Source organism: Ruegeria sp. A4 (genome assembly GCF_056543025.1).
Map to the genome: position 1 here is coordinate 133,457 of NZ_JBQGAW010000002.1, position 17,486 is coordinate 150,942.

14 protein-coding genes are annotated in these 17,486 nt (G+C 60.8%); 7 read left to right on the forward strand and 7 right to left on the reverse strand.

The window, feature by feature from the left end; translation table 11 throughout:
- Positions 1 to 63: 63 nt before the first annotated feature.
- The 5 genes from ACR0E2_RS09905 to ACR0E2_RS09925 form a co-directional block, all read right to left on the reverse strand.
- A complete protein-coding gene (locus ACR0E2_RS09905) occupies positions 64 to 1,581 on the reverse strand; it encodes an ABC transporter ATP-binding protein (protein ID WP_480446273.1) in 1,518 nt (505 codons plus the stop codon).
- Positions 1,578 to 2,513 (reverse strand): xanthine dehydrogenase accessory protein XdhC, encoded by a 936-nt coding sequence (xdhC, locus tag ACR0E2_RS09910; RefSeq protein ID WP_480446274.1) that lies wholly within the window; start codon positions 2,511 to 2,513, stop codon positions 1,578 to 1,580. The genes ACR0E2_RS09905 and xdhC overlap by 4 nt, the downstream gene beginning before the upstream one ends.
- On the reverse strand, positions 2,513 to 4,915 hold the full coding sequence (gene xdhB, locus ACR0E2_RS09915) for a xanthine dehydrogenase molybdopterin binding subunit (protein WP_480446275.1): 2,403 nt from the start codon (positions 4,913 to 4,915) through the stop codon (positions 2,513 to 2,515). Before xdhB ends, xdhC begins: the two co-directional genes overlap by 1 nt.
- Complete coding sequence (xdhA, locus tag ACR0E2_RS09920; protein WP_480446276.1) at positions 4,912 to 6,273, reverse strand: xanthine dehydrogenase small subunit; 1,362 nt, start codon at positions 6,271 to 6,273, stop codon at positions 4,912 to 4,914. The genes xdhB and xdhA overlap by 4 nt, the downstream gene beginning before the upstream one ends.
- 180 nt (positions 6,274 to 6,453) lie before the next feature.
- Entirely contained in the window at positions 6,454 to 6,618 is a 165-nt protein-coding gene (locus ACR0E2_RS09925) for a hypothetical protein (RefSeq protein WP_480446277.1), read from the reverse strand.
- Between ACR0E2_RS09925 and dnaE the strand changes: the two genes are divergently transcribed.
- From dnaE to ACR0E2_RS09940, 3 genes are all read left to right on the forward strand, one after another.
- A complete protein-coding gene (dnaE, locus tag ACR0E2_RS09930; RefSeq protein ID WP_480446278.1) occupies positions 6,617 to 10,117 on the forward strand; it encodes a DNA polymerase III subunit alpha in 3,501 nt (1,166 codons plus the stop codon). The two genes, ACR0E2_RS09925 and dnaE, sit on opposite strands and share 2 nt — an antisense overlap.
- An 85-nt stretch (positions 10,118 to 10,202) precedes the next feature.
- A complete protein-coding gene (locus tag ACR0E2_RS09935; protein ID WP_480446279.1) occupies positions 10,203 to 10,421 on the forward strand; it encodes a YMGG-like glycine zipper-containing protein in 219 nt (72 codons plus the stop codon).
- A gap of 16 nt (positions 10,422 to 10,437) precedes the next feature.
- Positions 10,438 to 10,806, forward strand: a complete 369-nt coding sequence (locus ACR0E2_RS09940) for a hypothetical protein (protein WP_480446280.1) — start codon at positions 10,438 to 10,440, stop codon at positions 10,804 to 10,806.
- 4 nt (positions 10,807 to 10,810) lie between these two features.
- On the opposite strand, the gene ACR0E2_RS09945 is transcribed toward ACR0E2_RS09940, so the two are convergent.
- A complete protein-coding gene (locus ACR0E2_RS09945) occupies positions 10,811 to 11,005 on the reverse strand; it encodes a SlyX family protein (RefSeq protein ID WP_152460143.1) in 195 nt (64 codons plus the stop codon).
- Between the two features lie 129 nt (positions 11,006 to 11,134).
- Here ACR0E2_RS09945 and hisS point away from each other — a divergent pair, with 129 nt between their 5' ends.
- Genes hisS through hisG form a run of 3 tightly spaced genes read left to right on the forward strand, consistent with a single transcriptional unit; the run spans position 11,135 to position 14,466 of the window.
- The gene (gene hisS / locus ACR0E2_RS09950) at positions 11,135 to 12,688 is read left to right on the forward strand and encodes a histidine--tRNA ligase (RefSeq protein WP_480446281.1); all 1,554 of its coding nucleotides are present in this window, start codon (positions 11,135 to 11,137) and stop codon (positions 12,686 to 12,688) included.
- Between the two features lie 3 nt (positions 12,689 to 12,691).
- The gene (locus ACR0E2_RS09955; protein ID WP_171119086.1) at positions 12,692 to 13,780 is read left to right on the forward strand and encodes an ATP phosphoribosyltransferase regulatory subunit; all 1,089 of its coding nucleotides are present in this window, start codon (positions 12,692 to 12,694) and stop codon (positions 13,778 to 13,780) included.
- Positions 13,777 to 14,466 carry an ATP phosphoribosyltransferase gene (gene hisG / locus ACR0E2_RS09960; protein WP_152460146.1) on the forward strand — a complete coding sequence of 230 codons (690 nt, stop codon included), beginning with the start codon at positions 13,777 to 13,779 and terminating at the stop codon, positions 14,464 to 14,466. Before ACR0E2_RS09955 ends, hisG begins: the two co-directional genes overlap by 4 nt.
- On the opposite strand, the gene ACR0E2_RS09965 is transcribed toward hisG, so the two are convergent.
- Positions 14,467 to 14,898: a DUF1489 family protein gene (locus tag ACR0E2_RS09965; RefSeq protein ID WP_480446282.1), complete on the reverse strand. Its 432-nt coding sequence runs from the start codon at positions 14,896 to 14,898 to the stop codon at positions 14,467 to 14,469. It abuts the gene before it with no gap.
- 129 nt (positions 14,899 to 15,027) lie between these two features.
- On the opposite strand from ACR0E2_RS09965, the gene ACR0E2_RS09970 reads away from it, so the two are divergent.
- On the forward strand, positions 15,028 to 17,310 hold the full coding sequence (locus ACR0E2_RS09970) for an adenosylcobalamin-dependent ribonucleoside-diphosphate reductase (protein WP_480446283.1): 2,283 nt from the start codon (positions 15,028 to 15,030) through the stop codon (positions 17,308 to 17,310).
- The last annotated feature ends 176 nt before the right edge of the window (positions 17,311 to 17,486 follow it).

Sequence of the window (17,486 nt, forward strand, 5' to 3'; positions counted from 1 at the left end):
CAGCTCGTTCCCCTGACTTCTTCATCTTTTTTCAAATGCTCTCGCCGAAGGCGGCCCAACAGATCACACATGCGCCACCTCCATTCCGTGGGCACCGCCCATCATCAGCCCGATTTCGTCCACTGTCAGTCCGGTTGTCGGACGTGGCGCGCTCAGGCGGCCCTCGTTCAGCGCAGCAAAGCTGTCCGAGATTTCCATCAACTCATCCAGATCCTGAGAGATGCAGACAACTGCCGTTCCCTTTGCCGCCAGGTCGAGGATTGCCTGCCGGATGGCCGCCGCCGCCGCAGCATCCACGCCCCAGGTTGGCTGGTTCACCACCAGCACATCCGGGTTTTGCAGCACTTCGCGTCCGATCACGAATTTCTGCAGGTTCCCCCCGGACAAGGACCGCGCCGCGTTGTCCGGGCCGGGTGTCCTGACGTCAAAAATCTCGATGATCTTCTCCGCAAAGCTCTTGGTCTCGGTCCATTTGAGAAAGCCGTTGCTTTCCAGACCCTCTCGAACCGACCCGGTCAACAGGGCGTTTTCGGTCAGGCTCATGTTCGGGGCAGCGGCATGGCCCAGCCGCTCTTCGGGCGCGGTCAACACGCCAAGTTTGCGTCGCGCGGTCGGACCCAGCTTGCCGATCGCCTGACCGTTGAACTTGATCGCGTCGGCAGATGTCAGGATTTCACCGGACAGAACGCCCAGCAACTCATCCTGCCCGTTGCCCGCAACGCCGCCAATGCCCAGAACCTCGCCCTTGCGGACAGTCAAATGCACGTTGCGCAATGCAGTACCGAATTCTGACGGAGAAGGCACCGACAGCCCGCTGACATCCAGCGTCACTGCGCCAAAATCACGCCCCGAACGTTCCGGGGTTTGCAGGGTCGTTCCCACCATCAGTTCGGCCATGTCGCGGGCCGAGGTCTCAGAGGGGACACACTCGCCCACATTCTTGCCCAGACGCAGGATCGTGGCGTGATCACACAGGGTCCGTATCTCTTCCAGCTTGTGCGAGATATACAGGATCGATGTGCCCTCGGACCGCAACTTGTTCAGCGTCTCGAACAGGATCTCGACCTCCTGCGGGGTCAGTACCGAGGTCGGTTCGTCCATGATCAGCAGTTTCGGGTCTTGCAGCAGGCAACGGATGATTTCAACACGCTGGCGTTCCCCGGCGGACAGATCGCCGACAGTGCGGAACGGATCCAGCGGCAGGCCGTAGGTTTCCGACACTTCGCGGATGCGCGAGGCCAGATCACCCATGGCGGGCGGGTTTTCCATCCCCAAGGCGATGTTCTCGGCCACGTTCAGCGCGTCAAACAGCGAAAAATGCTGGAACACCATCGCAATCCCGTCGGCCCGCGCGGCGCGGGGCTCGGGCGGCGCAAAAGGCTGACCGCGCAACAGCATGGTGCCACTGTCAGGTTTCACCAGCCCATAGATCATCTTGACCAGTGTGGATTTCCCGGCCCCGTTTTCCCCCAACAGGGCGTGAACTTCGCCCTCTCCGATGTCAAAGGACACCTGATCATTGGCCACGACACCGGGATAGGCTTTGGTCAACCCTTGCAGGCTCAGCAATGGAGTGGTCACGCGCTCAGGTCCTTCTTCAACTCATTCTGCCGGGCCGGACGCAGCAGGTGCGCTGCGACGCCCACGGCGATCATCTGCGGGTGTTTGCCCAGCGACGGGTCACCAATCGGGCAGGTAATCCGGCTTATCCGGTCGGGCGGATGCCCAAGGGCCGCCAGCCGCGATCGGAACCGCGCCCATTTGGTAGCCGAGCCGATCAGTCCCGCAAAGCGGAAATCGTGCAAAAGCAGCCTGTTGCACAGTTCTAAATCCAGATTGTGTGAATAAGTCAGCACAAGGTGCTCGGCATTGGGCGGTGCATGTCGCACAAGTTCGGCCGGTTTCGTCGCGGGCAGATCGGTCACGCCTGCGGGAATCACGTCCGGAAAGCGCTCGGGGCCGGTATCGACCCAAGTGATCGCAAGATCGGGCAGGGGGGACAGAACATCCACCAGCGCCCGTCCGACGTGACCTGCGCCCCAGATCCACAGGTTTCGTGCCGGTTTATGCACCGGTTCGATCATCCAGCCGTCGATCAGGCGTGGTTCGGGCGCGATGCCTTGATTGCGTACTGCCGTCAGCACTCGCTTGACCGAAAGAGGCATGGTGCCACCGGATGCTGATCGTGCAATGATCGTATCATCCAGCGTTTCAACCTTCATGAGATCATAGACTTCGCTGAACAACGAGACCGCTCCACCGCAACATTGGCCCATGTCCGGTCCCAGCGTGTGATGCGTCAGGCGCGTGGCCACTGTTTGCGATCGTGCGGCCTCTGCGGCCTGGTATTCCAGCGTACCACCGCCGATGGTTCCGCTTTGCCCGTCCTTCCAGACCAGCATCGCAGCACCCACCTCGCGAGGGGACGATCCTTTGATCCCGGCGATGACCACCCGAACCACTTTCCCGTGGGTTTTGACCGTCTCCCTCAAAGCCTCAAGGTCAACTCCCATCAGATGCCTCCCTTCATCCTCTGGACACCGCGCCAAACCTCTTCGGCCGTGGCCGGAGCGTTCAGGGCCGGGTATCTGTCTCCGCAGGCGGCAACTGCGTTCGACAGCGCCAGCCAGGCCGAGATCCCCAGCATGAAAGGCGGCTCGCCCACAGCTTTCGAACGATAGATGGTGTCCTCGCGATTTTCGCCATCCCAAAGCGTGACGTTGAAGATGTCCGGCCGGTCCGAGCAGGCCGGAATCTTGTAGGTCGAGGGCGTGTGCGTGCGCAGGTTGCCCGTGTCATCCCAGACCAGCTCTTCGGTCGTCAGCCACCCTGCACCCTGTACATAGCCGCCCTCAACCTGACCTATGTCCAAAGCCGGATTCAGCGACGCGCCCGCGTCATGCAGGATATCCGTTCGCAGAATGCGGTTTTCACCGGTCAGAGTGTCCACCGCCACCTCGGTAACGGAAGCGCCGTAGGCAAAGTAGAAGAAAGGGCGACCGCGCCCGGCGATCCGGTCCCATTCGATCTTGGGCGTCTTGTAGAACCCGGTCGCCGACAGGCTGACGCGCCCCTGATAGGCCAGTGCGGCGGCTTCGGCGAAGGTGTAGCGTTCTTCTGAAACCGAGACCTGCCCATCCGAGAACGTGACCGTCGATGGATCGGCCTGATGACGTTCCGCAAGATAGGCGGCCATCCGGTCGCGGATCGTGTCGCAAGCGGCCTTCACCGCCATACCGTTCAGGTCACTGCCCGAAGATGCCGCCGTCGCAGACGTGTTCGGTACTTTCGCCGTGTCGGTTGCGGTGATTTTCACCATCTCCAGCGGTATGCCAAAGCGCGACGCGGCGACCTGTGCGACCTTCTGGAACAGGCCCTGGCCCATCTCGGTGCCGCCATGATTCAAGTGGACTGATCCGTCCTGATAGACATGCACCAGCGCACCCGCCTGATTGAGGTGGGTCAGCGTGAACGAGATACCAAACTTGACCGGGGAAAAGGCGATGCCCTTTTTGATTACACTGTTCTCGGCATTCCATTTCGCGACAGCCGTCTTGCGCGCGGCATAGTCGCTGGATTTCAGCAACGCCTCGGTCATGCCGTGCAGTTCGAAATCGCTGACCTCCATCCCATAGGGTGTGGTGTTCCCGCCGGCGGGCAGAGGACGCACCGGTGCGTCACCCATTTCAACGGCGCCGCGGCTGGTCAGGTCTTCGTGCGGATCGGGATGCCCCAGTGGTTTTTCTGTCGGTGTGCTCTCGGTCACGGCGTGCGCGGGTGCGTAGTAATTCCGGCGGCGCAGCTCGACGGGATCCAAACCCAGCGCATGCGCGGCATGGTACATGACCCGTTCGATGCCGACCATGCCCTGCGGGCCGCCGAACCCGCGATAGGCGGTGGCAGATTGGGTGTTGGTCTTCAAGCGGTGGCTTTCGATCCGGGCGTTCGGCAAAAGGTAGGCGTTGTCCGAGTGCAGCATCGCCCGGTCGGCCACGGGCAAGGACAGGTCCTGCGCCCAGCCGCAGATCGCATAGTGGAGGAATGAGACGCCCTGTATATGGCCATGCTCATCGAACCCGGCCTTGTACGAAATGCGGAAAGCGTGGCGTTTGCCCGTGATGATCATGTCATCGTCACGGTCATAGCGCATCTTGCAGGCCTTGCCGGTTGCGCGGGCGGCCACGGCGCAGGCCACTGCCAAAGCGTTGCCCTGACTTTCCTTGCCGCCAAACCCTCCGCCCATGCGGCGGGTCTCGACCCGGACGGCGTGCATCGGAACACCCAGAGCGTCGGCCACTTTGTGCTGAATCTCGGTCGGGTGCTGGGTCGAGCTGTGCACCAGCATATCCGCACCTTCATTCGGCACGGCCAGCGCGGCCTGACCTTCCAGATAGAAATGCTCCTGCCCGCCCAATTCAAACGAACCTTCGATCACATGCGGCGCACTGGCAATGGCCGCATCCGCATCGCCCTTGGCATAGATGCGTGGACCATCTTCAAACCGGCTGTTGGCAGCCAGCGCTTCTTCGATCGTCAGGATCGGCGTTTCCTCGGCATAGTCGACCTTGCCCAATCGCGCCGCTTTGCGGGCGGCCAGATGGCTGGTGGCAACGACCAGGAACACGGGCTGACCGATATAATGCACCGTGCCGTCCGACAGCAGCGGCTCATCGTGGATCGAGGGCGAGACATCGTTGGCAAACGGCAGATCCTCTGCCGTCATGACCATCACGACACCCTCGGCGTTTTTGACAGCCGACAGATCCATTGCGGTGATCTTGCCCTTGGCGATCTGGCTCAGGCCAAAGGCCAGGTGCAGCGTGCCCTTGGGTGTCGGGATGTCATCCACGTACCGTGCCGCGCCCGAAACGTGCAAAGGGGCGGCGTCGTGGGGCAGGGCTTGCGTCACACTCATGCTGACACCTCCAGCACATTGGTGATCTCGCCCTGATCTTCCAGGAAATACCGTTGAAGCATCGCCTTGGCGGTTTCCAGTCGATACAGGGCCGAGGCGCGCATATCCGTGAGTGGCGAAAAGTCGTCGGCAAAGGATGGCAGCGCGGCGTCAACGGTCTTGCGCGTCCACGGTTTGCCGATCAAAGCGGCCTCGACATGGGTTGCCCGTTTCGGAACAGCAGCCATGCCACCATAGGCGATGCGCGCCTGTGTGACGCTGCCCTCCGAAACGGTTATGTTGAAACAGCCGCAGACGGCCGAGATATCCTGATCGAACCGTTTGCTGAGCTTGTAAGCCTTCAGGCGATCTGGCTGGCGGGGGAAGCTGACGGCTTCCACAAACTCGCCCGGAACCCGATCCTGTTTGCCGTAGTCGATGAAGAACTCTTCCAGCGGGATCGACCGCCGCTCGTCGCCCTTGCGCAGGTGCAGTGTCGCGTTCAATGCGATCAGCACGGGCGGGTTGTCCCCGATAGGCGAACCGTTTGCGATATTGCCGCCCACGGTGGCCGCATGGCGGACCTGAACGCTGGCATAGCGGCGGATCATCTCGGCATAGGACGGATGCAGATCGGCCAATGCTTCTGCCATGCGATTCATGTCGACCATTGCGCCAAAGCGGACTTCTTCACTGCCGAGCGTAATCTTCTTCAAATCATCACAGCGGTTGAGGAAGATCACCGGGTCCAGTTCGCGCAGTTGCTTGGTGACCCAAAGGCCCACATCGGTCGCACCAGCGACCAGAGTCGCATTCGGGTTCTCGGCATACACGGCGGCCAATTCGTCGGATGAAGTTGGCAGCATGCGCGAAGCGGCAATCGTTGCAGGTGGTTTATCTTTGACCCAAACCGGAACGGGCTGTTCCTCGGCCGCTTTCGCCGCGCGAATGATCGGCGCATAGCCGGTGCAGCGGCACAGGTTGCCTGCAAGCAAAGTGTCATGGTCCGTTGCACCGTTCGTGTGCCCGGCCACCATCGACATCACGAAACCGGGTGTGCAGAAGCCGCATTGCGAGCCGTGCAGATCAACCATTGCCTGCTGAACCGGGTGCGCTTCGCCATTCGGGCCGCTGGCACCTTCGACCGTGCGCACCGCTTTGCCATGCAGTTGCGGCAGAAACAGAATGCACGAGTTCAGTGCCTTGGCGCCTTCGTCATCCGTCACCATCACGGTGCAAGCCCCGCAATCGCCTTCGTTGCAGCCTTCCTTGGTGCCGGTCAGGCCGCGATCTTCGCGCAGCCAATCCAGCAGGGTGGCTGTCGGATCGATATCAGCCAACTCCACTGTCTCTCCGTTCAGAAGAAACGTGATGTTCATTAGAGAAACCCATCGCCTTACCCGGTTGCGCCCTTGTGGCCCTCCTTCGATGCGACGTAGAAAGAGTGGCGGGCGAATTGCTTGCCATGAGATGTTAGAAACAGCGCGGCTTGTCTGGCAAGAAAAACCGCCTCTGTTATACACCATTAGACGTATACGGCCTGTGACCGTCTTTTCTGATTAATGAGCAGCCACTTGTAAATAAAGCGGTTTTTGATTGCGACGCCCAGTTAATCCCGAAGCACCTTCTGAAAAAGCCGAATAATCAATGGCGATTTTTTTGCGGCAAACGCGACGCGGTTCAGCCTTTTGCCGCGCAGCCGGCTGGGGTAGCTTGGGCGTCATGAGCAGTTCTCCACGATTCATCCACCTCCGCGTTCACACTGAATATTCCCTTCTGGAAGGCGCCGTGCGGCTGAAAAAGCTGCCGGGCCTGTGCGAGAAGATGGAAATGCCGGCGGTCGCCGTGACGGATACCAATTCGATGTTTTCGGCGCTGGAATTCTCGGTCACCGCAAGCGGCGCCGGGGTACAGCCGATCATGGGGTGCCAGGTCGATCTGACCTATGTCCAGGCCCAGCCGGGCGAGAAGCCGAAGATGCCCGTGCCTCTGGTGCTGCTGGCGCAGTCCGAGACCGGGTACGAAAACCTGATGAAACTCAGTACGTGTCTCTACGTGGACAAGGGCGGGCAACTGCCTCAGGTCACTTTGGAAGAACTGGCCGACCGATCTGAAGGGTTGATCTGCCTGTCCGGTGGACCTGACGGCCCGGTCGGAATGCTGTTGCAACAGGGTCAGCGCCCGGCGGCCGAAGCGTTGGTCGATCGGCTGGCGGCAATGTTCCCCAACCGGTTTTATATCGAGCTTCAGCGCCATCCGGGTGAAGATGGCCAACCCGAGGCCGAGCGCCTGACAGAACGCGGCCATGTCGAGATGGCCTATGCCAAGAACCTGCCGCTGGTCGCAACGAATGACGTCTATTTCCCGACGCCGGACATGTACGAAGCGCATGACGCGCTGATCTGCATATCGGAAGGGGCCTATGTCGACCAGCAGGAAGGCCGCCGTCGGCTGACGGCTCAGCACTACTTCAAGTCACAACAAGAGATGGCGACCCTGTTCGCCGACTTGCCCGAGGCCATCGAAAACACCGTCGAGATCGCCAGACGCTGCGCGTTCATGGCCTATCGACGCGACCCGATCCTGCCAAAATTTGCGGATGACGAGGTGGCCGAGCTGCGGCGCATCGCCAATGAAGGCTTGCAGAAACGTCTGGCCGTGATCCCGCATGCCGTGACGCCCGAGGAATACCAGGAACGTCTGGATTTCGAACTGGGCATCATCGAAAGCATGGGTTTCCCCGGCTACTTTCTGATCGTCGCGGATTTCATCCAATGGGCCAAGGATCACGACATTCCGGTCGGGCCGGGGCGGGGCTCGGGCGCGGGCTCGCTGGTGGCCTATGCGCTGACGATCACCGACCTTGACCCGCTGCGCTACAGCCTGCTGTTCGAACGGTTCCTGAACCCCGAACGGGTCTCGATGCCCGACTTCGACATCGACTTTTGCATGGACCGCCGCGAAGAGGTGATCCGCTATGTTCAGCAGAAATACGGCCGCGACAAGGTGGGTCAGATCATCACCTTCGGTGCCTTGCTGTCCAAGGCCGCCGTGCGCGACATCGGGCGGGTGCTGCAAATGCCCTATGGGCAGGTGGACCGCCTGTCCAAGATGATCCCGGTTGAGGGGGTGAAACCTGTTTCCATCGAAAAGGCGCTGAAAGACGAACCCCGCCTGCGCGAGGCCGCGCGCGAGGAAGAGGTGGTCAACCGCCTGCTGACCTATGGCCAGCAGGTCGAGGGGCTGTTGCGGAATGCTTCGACCCACGCGGCGGGGGTGGTGATCGGCGACCGGCCTCTGGACGCGCTGGTGCCGATCTATCAGGACCCGCGTTCGGACATGCCCGCGACCCAGTTCAACATGAAATGGGTGGAACAGGCCGGGTTGGTAAAGTTCGACTTTCTGGGCCTGAAGACCCTGACCGTGATCCAGAACGCGATGGACCTGATTTTCAAATCCGGGCGCCCGTTGCACATCGCCGCCGATGGCACCGAACTTTATGAGCCCGCCGAGGGGGCTGAGAACCAGATCAACGCCATCCCGCTGGATGATGAGGCGACGTACAAGCTTTATTCCGCGGCCAAGACCGTGGCGGTGTTCCAGGTTGAAAGCTCGGGCATGATGGACGCGCTCAAGCGCATGAAACCCACCTGCATCGAGGATATCGTGGCTCTCGTGGCGCTCTACCGCCCCGGCCCGATGGAGAACATCCCCACCTATTGCGAGGTCAAGAACGGCCAGCGCGAGATCACCTCGGTCCACCCGCTGATCGACCATATCCTCGAGGAAACCCAGGGCATCATCGTCTACCAGGAGCAGGTGATGCAGATCGCGCAGGTCATGGCGGGCTACAGCCTTGGCGGCGCCGACCTGCTGCGCCGTGCGATGGGCAAGAAGATCAAAGAGGCGATGGACGCCGAACGCCCGAAATTCGAGGCCGGCGCGGCCAAGAACGGGGTGGACGCCAAGAAGGCCTCCGAAGTGTTCGACCTCTTGGAAAAATTCGCCAACTACGGCTTCAACAAGTCCCACGCGGCGGCCTACGCGGTGGTCAGCTACCAGACCGGCTGGCTCAAGGCGAACCACCCGGTCGAATTCATGGCGGGCGTCATGAACTGCGATATCCACCTGACCGACAAGCTGGCGGTGTATTTCGAAGAGGTACGAAAGGGTCTGGGCCTGCCTTACGTGCCGCCCTGCGTGAACCGCTCGCTGGCGACCTTCGACGTGGTGGACGGCCAACTGGTCTATGCGCTGGGCGCGCTCAAGAATGTCGGCGTCGAGGCGATGAATCTGGTCGTGCAGGGCAGGGGCGACAAGCCTTTCGTCAACCTCTTTGACTTCGCCCGCCGGGTCGATCTGAAAAAGGTCGGCAAACGTCCGCTGGAAATGCTGGCGCGTGCGGGCGCTTTTGATGAGCTCGACAAGAACCGTCGCCGCGTGTTCGAAAGCCTTGACCGTCTGGTACAGTATTCGGCGGCGATCCATGAACAGAAGAACTCCAATCAGGTGTCTCTGTTCGGCGAGGCAGGCGACGACCTGCCCGAACCGCGCCTGTCGCCGACACCCGACTGGCTGCCGGCGGAGCGCCTCAGCGAAGAATTCAAGGCCATCGGCTTCTACCTGTCCGGCCACCCGCTGGACGATTACATGCCTGCGCTGAAACGCAAACAGGTGATGACGCTGGACGAGGTGACGGAAAGGGCCCGGTCTGGCCCGTTCATCGCCAAGATGGCCGGTGTGGTCGCCGGGCGGCAGGAGCGGAAATCGGCCAAGGGCAACCGCTTTGCTTTCGTTCAAATGTCTGATCCCACTGGCGCCTATGAGGTCACGCTGTTTTCAGACACGCTGGAGAAGTGTCGCGAGTTTCTGGAAACCGGCGCGCAGGTGGTTCTGAACGCCGAGGCAACGATGGAAGCCGATCAGCTCAAGCTGCTGGGCCGCTCGGTTGGCCCTGCGGATTCCCTCGTGGCCGAGGCCGGTGCGACCGGGTTGCGCATCTTTGTGGACGAAGCGCAGGTCGTACCAACGGTCGCCAAGGTGCTCGAGGACGCCGCCTCTGCCGCGAAAGGGGCTGCACGGGGACCAGTCCAGTTCATGTTGCTGGACCCCAGCCTGCCCGGCGATGTTGAGATGGAGCTGGGACGTGAATTCCCAATCAACCCGCAGATCAAGGGCGCGATCAAATCCCTGGAAGGCGTCATGACCGTCGAAGAGATATGATGCCACTTTGTTGCCAGACTGTTGGTGGCCCGCTAGGCTGACTTGACAGAGATGTCTTTAGGTCATGCCACGGGAGGGCGTTGTTATGACAATAGCAGGTCTCAAGTCCAGAAAGATATTATTCGGCGCAGCAGCGACGCTGGCTTTGGTTTCGGCCTCAGCTGGTCTGGCGGATGACAAGAAAAAAGAAAACACGATCAAAGGCGCCGTGATTGGCGCGGGTGTCGGCGCGCTGATCGGCGACGGCAAAGGTGCCGCCGCCGGAGCGGTGGCCGGTGCGCTGATCGGCGCGAATTCCAAGTAAGCGGAGGAGCACCCGGATGAGGACGAATTTGCTTATGCCAGCCGCCACCGCCTTAATGCTTGCAGCGCCCGGATTGGCCCTTGCCGACGAGGAAGCCGAGCAGATGATGCAGGACGCGCTGCCGCTGATGTATCACACCTGCACCTCTGTTATCGAAGAGGCTGATGGTAACGAAGAGTACATTCTGGACGTCGTTGGGAAGATGACGGCCCTTTCGCTTTACAACCGTCAGGTTGACATCGAAGCCCACGCGACTTCGGATGAGCAAAAGGCGGCTCTGAGAGAAACATTTGTGGCCGCCTTGAAAGAGGGCTGCACCGGGGACGAAAACGCCCTGTTGGGAGGTGTTGTGGACAACGCGGTAAAATCGACGCTTGGGCTTTAATTCATCAATAGTGAGGCGGTCGTTCGTCACCAAAGACAACGCCGCCTGAACCTTCCTGCGCCCGTTCTGCTTCGCGCTGCAACAGCATTTCAACCCGTTGGGTCAGCCGGTCGATTTCCGACTGTTGTCTGGTGACGACCGTGTTCAGCTCGTCCACGGTGCGGGTCAGATGGGCGATCTCTTCTTCCAGATGCTGCATGGGGGACTCCTGTCTTGCGCTGGTCATAGCGACACAGTCGGCCCAAGGCCAGAGAAAGCGCGCCTTGCCCCGATGCGGACCATGGGATAGACCGCGCGCGGAACAAGGACACTCCCAAGGACGCCCCACATGGCCAAGCCCAAGAAACAGCCCCGCCCCAAGGCCGTCACGCCGAAAGGGTTCCGTGACTATTTCGGCGAGGAAGTCACGCAGCGCACCGAGATGCTGCGGACGATTGCGGGCGTGTATCATCGTTACGGGTTCGACGCGCTGGAAAGCAGTGCGGTCGAGACCGTCGAGGCGCTGGGCAAGTTTCTGCCCGACGTGGATCGCCCGAACGAAGGCGTGTTCGCCTGGCAGGAGTTTGACGAGGGCGGCAACGGCGATTGGATGGCGCTGCGCTATGATCTGACAGCACCTTTGGCCCGGGTCTATGCCCAGCACCGCAACGATCTGCCCACGCCCTATCGCCGCTATGCGATGGGTCCGGTCTGGCGCAACGAAAAGCCGGGGCCGGGGCGGTACCGTCAGTTCTATCAATGTGATGCGGATACGGTGGGGACGGCCAGCATGGCCGCCGATGCCGAGATCTGCGCGATGCTGTCGGATACGCTGGAAACCGTGGGCATCCCGCGCGGCGACTATCTGGTGCGGGTCAACAACCGCAAGGTTCTGAACGGCGTGCTCGAAGTGATGGGTTTGGGCGAAGACGCAGCCGCCCGCGACGACGTTCTGCGCACCATCGACAAGTTCGACAAGGTGGGTGAGCAGGGCGTGCGCGAGTTGCTGACCAAGGGCCGGCTGGATGCCTCGGGCGCGTTCATCGATGGCGTTGGTCTGAGTGACGATCAGGCAGAGATTTGTATTCAGTTTCTGACAACGAAAGCAATGCTAGCGAATGCTGTAGAATTCCAACAGGATTTCATAAAGGCAGGCAAAGCAGGCACGCCAAATGCCATCAATTCAGCGGTAACTAAAAATCTTCGACGATTGGTACTGAATTCGGCTGTGGGGCTCGAAGGTGTTCAGGAGTTGGAGCAGATTGCAGAGCTACTTGAGCGGCAGGGCTACAACACCGATAGAATAACTCTTGACCCCTCGGTTGTGCGGGGGCTGGGATACTACACCGGGCCGGTCTATGAGGCCGAGCTGACCTTCGAGATCTTCGACGAAAAGGGCCGAAAGCGGCAGTTCGGGTCCGTCTCGGGCGGCGGGCGCTATGATGATCTGGTCAAGCGCTTCACCGGGCAGGAAGTGCCCGCGACAGGCATTTCTATCGGCGTTGACCGTCTGCTGGCCGCTTTGCGCGAAAAGGGCCGGATCAGTGCGCAGGCAACTGGCCCGGTCGTCGTCACTGTCATGGACCGCGACCGCATGGCCGATTATCAGGCGATGGTGGCCGAGCTGCGCAATGCCGGCATCCGGGCCGAGGTCTATCTGGGCAATCCCAAGAATTTTGGCAACCAGCTGAAATATGCGGACAAGCGGAATTCTCCGATTGCGGTGATCGAGGGCGGCGACGAAAAAGCCAAAGGCATCGTACAGATCAAGGACCTGATCCTGGGTGCCAAGATCGCCGAAAGCGCCACGCTCGAGGAATGGAAGGAACGCCCCAGCCAGTTCGAGGTGCCGCGCGGCGATCTGGTCGCCAAGGTGCGCGAGATTCTGGACAGTCAGGACTGAGTCATGCCCAACCGATCCCAGATTCAGGCCCGGGCCGCGATGATGCGCGTGCGCTTCGAGGCCGCCGGAGCGCAGGTCGTCGACCCGCCGCTGCTGCAATCGGCCGAGACGCTGCTGGACCTCTACGGCGAGGATATCCGCGCGCGCGCCTATGTCACCTCGGACGCGCTGCGCGGCGAACAGATGCTGCGCCCGGATTTCACCCTGCCGGTGGTGCAGATGCACATGCGCGACGGGGCCGAACCGGCGCGCTATACCTATTCGGGAGAGGTCTTCCGCCGTCAAGAGCATGACCCCGACCGCGCCAATGAATACATCCAGGTGGGCTATGAGGTCTTTGACCGCGACGATCCGGCAGGCGCCGATGCCGAGGTGTTTTCGCTGATGGCGCTTCAGCTGCGTGGGTTGCCCCTGCGTGCGGCGACCGGGGATATCGGTATCCTCACCGCCGCGGTCGAAGGGCTGCGCACGACCGAGCGCCGCAAGGCCGCCCTGATGCGGCATCTGTGGAGACCGCGCCGGTTCCGTATCTTGCTGGATCGGTTTGCAGGTCGCAAGGCGCCCTCGGAAGGGCGCGCCGCGCTGCTGGACGCAGCTGACCCGATGGCCTTTGACGCCCCCATGATCGGCAAGCGCCGCAAGGCCGAAATCGCAGCGCGCATCGAAGCCCTGCGCGAAGACCGCGATACGCCGCCGATTTCCGACAATGAGCTGGCCGGGCTGGAAACGTTGCTGAATGTGCGCGAGACCATGCCATTTGCGCTGGAACAGCTGCGCGACGTGGCGGTGGATCTGCCGCAGATCACGCCCGCCCTGGACCGGCTGGAGGCGCGCGTGGCTGCGCTGCAAGCGCGCGGCGTCGATGTCGAGCGGTTGGATTTCGAGGCCGCCTATGGCCGGACATCAATGGAATATTACGATGGTTTCGTTTTTGGGTTTTACGCGGAAGGTCGGCCTGACCTGCCTCCGATCGCCACGGGCGGGCGCTATGACGCGCTGACACGGCAATTGGGCCGCGGAGACGAAATCCCGGCTGTCGGCGGCGTGTTGCGCCCCGACCTGATGCTGGAGATCGAGGAGGGTGCTGTATGAGCCTGAAACTGGGTGTGCCCTCGAAGGGCCGGTTGATGGAAAAGACCTTCTCGTGGTTCGAAAAACGCGGCATCACCTTGTCACGCAGCGGGTCGGACCGGGAATATGCGGGCAAGGTCGAAGGGATCGACGGTGTCTCTCTGATCTTGCTGTCGGCGGGGGAAATCCCGCGTGAACTGGCGGCGGGGCGGATTCATCTGGGCGTCACCGGGATCGATCTGGTGCACGAGAAACTGCCGCGCTGGGAACAGCAGGTTGAAGAGGTTTCGCAGCTTGGATTCGGCAAGGCTGATCTGATCATCGCAATCCCGGCATGTTGGGTCGATGTCGATACGCTTGATGATCTGGACGCGGCAGCAGCTGCGTTTCGCAAAACCCATGGCCACCGGCTGCGGATCGCCACCAAGTACCACCGTCTGGTTCGGGAATTCCTGACAGACGCGGGCGTGGCCGATTACACGCTGGTCGACAGTCAGGGCGCGACTGAAGGCACGGTGATGAATGAAACCGCTGAAGCAATTGCCGACATCACCTCGACCGGAGAGACCCTGCGCGCGAATCACCTGAAGATCCTCTCGGACGGTCTGATCCTGCAATCACAGGCCACGCTGTGGCGCAGTCGGGTGGCAAAATATGATCCGACAGAAAAAGCGGTTCTATCCGAACTGCTGGATCGGTTGCGGTAACTACAGCACACCTATTTCTGCCAGGGCGCGGTTCAGATCATCGGGCAGGGCATCGTCCTGCTCGCGGTTTTTGGGCAAATCGGCAGGAGTATCTTCAGGCTTGAGATAACGCCATCCCTGAAACGGGCGTTTCAGGGCGTTCTGTGTGCGGTGCGGCTTGGGGTCCAGTACAATGGCACAGCGGCGGATGCCATCGTCTCCGATCACTTCATCCAGCCGCAGGATCCGCTGGCGGCACTGGATTACGCCCTTGATGACCCAATAGATCGATCCGCCGTTCAGAATTTCGGCTTCGCGCTTGGGCCACATGCGGGTGACGTGGCGTGGCAGGCCATCTGCGAACCGCTGGCGATAGCTGTCCTGCCAAGCCATCAGCGTGTCGACGCTTTCCGACCCGACCGAAAGTTTTATGAGGTTTACGTAATTATCCACAGCTTTCCCACAGAGTCGTCCCGAGGATCATCTTTATATTGTAGCTTGGTTCCAGTTGTCATCAAGGTGTTGTGGTGCGCATGTGATTTGAGGTAGTCTGGATACCTCTTTCAGCACAGGGAATCACCAATGAGCCGCTTTGCCGCCCCCATCGCCGAGCAGATCTGGGATATGAAGTACCGCTTTAAACAGGCGGATGGCACCCCCATCGATCAAACGGTTGAAGACAGTTGGCGGCGCATCGCCCGTGATCTGGCGCGGGCGGAAAACAACCCGGGGCACTGGGAAGAGAAATTCTATGAGGCGCTGGAAGATTTCAAATACCTGCCTGCCGGGCGGATCACAGCAGGTGCCGGCACCGCGCGTCAGGTGACCTTGTTCAACTGTTTTGTCATGGGCACGATACCCGACAGCATGGGCGGCATTTTCGACATGCTGAAAGAGGCCGCGCTGACCATGCAGCAGGGCGGGGGGATCGGCTATGATTTCTCGACCATCCGCCCGCGTGGCGCTGACGTGAAAGGCGTCGCGGCGGATGCGTCGGGGCCGCTGAGCTTTATGGATGTCTGGGACGCCATGTGCCGCACGATCATGTCGGCGGGCTCGCGCCGGGGCGCGATGATGGCGACCATGCGCTGTGACCACCCGGATATCGAACAGTTCATCACCGCCAAATCTGACCCGGCCCGCCTGCGCATGTTCAACATGTCGGTTCTGGTGACCGATCCGTTCATGGAAGCGGTCAAGGCCGATGCCTCGTGGGATCTGATCTTTGACGGCAAGGTCTATCACACGGTTCAGGCACGTGATCTGTGGAACAAGATCATGCAGGCCACCTATGACTATGCCGAACCGGGCGTGATCTTCATCGACCGTATCAACCAGGCCAACAACCTGAGCTATGTTGAAACAATCGCGGCCACGAACCCGTGCGGCGAACAGCCATTGCCGCCCTATGGCGCCTGCCTGTTGGGTTCGATCAATCTGGCGCGTTTGGTGGTTGAACCGTTTGAGGCAAAAGCCCGTTTGAATGAAGAGGCCCTGCAAGAACTTGTCGCCACGGCTGTCCGGATGATGGACAATGTCGTTGATGTGTCAAAATTCCCACTGGCCGAACAAGAGGCTGAAGCGCAGGACAAACGCCGCATCGGGCTGGGCGTGACCGGACTGGCGGATGCGCTGTTGATGCTGGGTCTGCGTTACGGGTCCGACGAGGCGGCGCGTCAGACCGATCGCTGGTTGCACGCGATCGCCCGCGCCGCGTATCTGGCGTCGGTCGACTTGGCCAAGGAAAAAGGGGCGTTTCCCCTGTTCGATGCCGAGAAATACCTGGCCAGCGGCACCATGCAGCAGATGGATGACGATGTTCGCGAGGCCATTCGCGAGCATGGCATCCGCAATGCTCTGCTGACCTCGATTGCACCCACGGGGACGATCTCGCTGTACGCGGGCAACGTGTCGTCGGGGATCGAGCCGGTTTTTGCCTATGCTTACACCCGCAAGGTCTTGCAGAAGGACGGCTCGCGCACCGAGGAAGAGGTGGTGGACTATGCCGTTCAGATGTGGCGCGACAAGTTCGGCGATGTCGAGCTGCCCGACTATTTCGTGAACGCCCAGACCCTGACGCCGGCCGAGCATGTCAAGATGCAGGCGGCTGCGCAGAAATGGATCGACAGCTCGATCTCGAAAACCATCAACTGCCCCGAGGACATCTCGTTCGACGCCTTCAAGGACGTGTATATGCAGGCCTGGGATCAGGGCTGCAAAGGCTGCACCACCTATCGCCCGAACGACGTGACCGGCTCGGTGCTGACCGTCTCGGAAAGCGACGACAAGGTGCCGGGTGAAAGTGCGGATGCGCCGCACGAGGTGGATGGCGGCGATGTCATCTACATGTCCGAACCGCTGGACCGGCCGCAATCGCTTGAGGGTTCGACCTACAAGCTGAAATGGCCCGACAGCGAACACGCGATCTATCTGACCATCAACGATATCGTCATCGGCGGCCGGCGTCGTCCGTTCGAGGTGTTCATCAACTCGAAGAACATGGAGCATTACGCCTGGACGCTGGCCTTGACCCGGATGATCTCGGCCGTGTTCCGGCGCGGTGGTGACGTGTCTTTCGTGGTCGAGGAGCTCAAGGCCGTGTTCGATCCGCGCGGCGGGGCTTGGGTGCAGGGCAAGTATATCCCCTCGATCCTGGCGGCGATCGGTGGTGTGATCGAGCAGCACATGATCGCGATTGGGTTTCTTGAGGGCGAAGGGATGGGGCTGAAATCCGACCCGCAAGCGCAAGTGGTCAACATGGACGCCCCCCGCGGGAAGGCCTGCCCGTCCTGCGGCCAGTATGACATGGTGATGATCGAGGGCTGCATGACCTGCCGCAGCTGCGGGCATTCGAAATGTGGCTGAGACGGGGGGTGGGGTTTCGCTGTGAAAACCAGCAACAGCCTGCAATTTAACCAGCTCAAACTGCATCGTTGACCACCAGAACTTTGCCATCGCGTTTCGAGGTGCTGGCTTTTTTTGATTTGGATTGTGTCGAGAGAGTTGTCAGCGCTTTAGCACGCTCCCGATAAAGTTGGCGG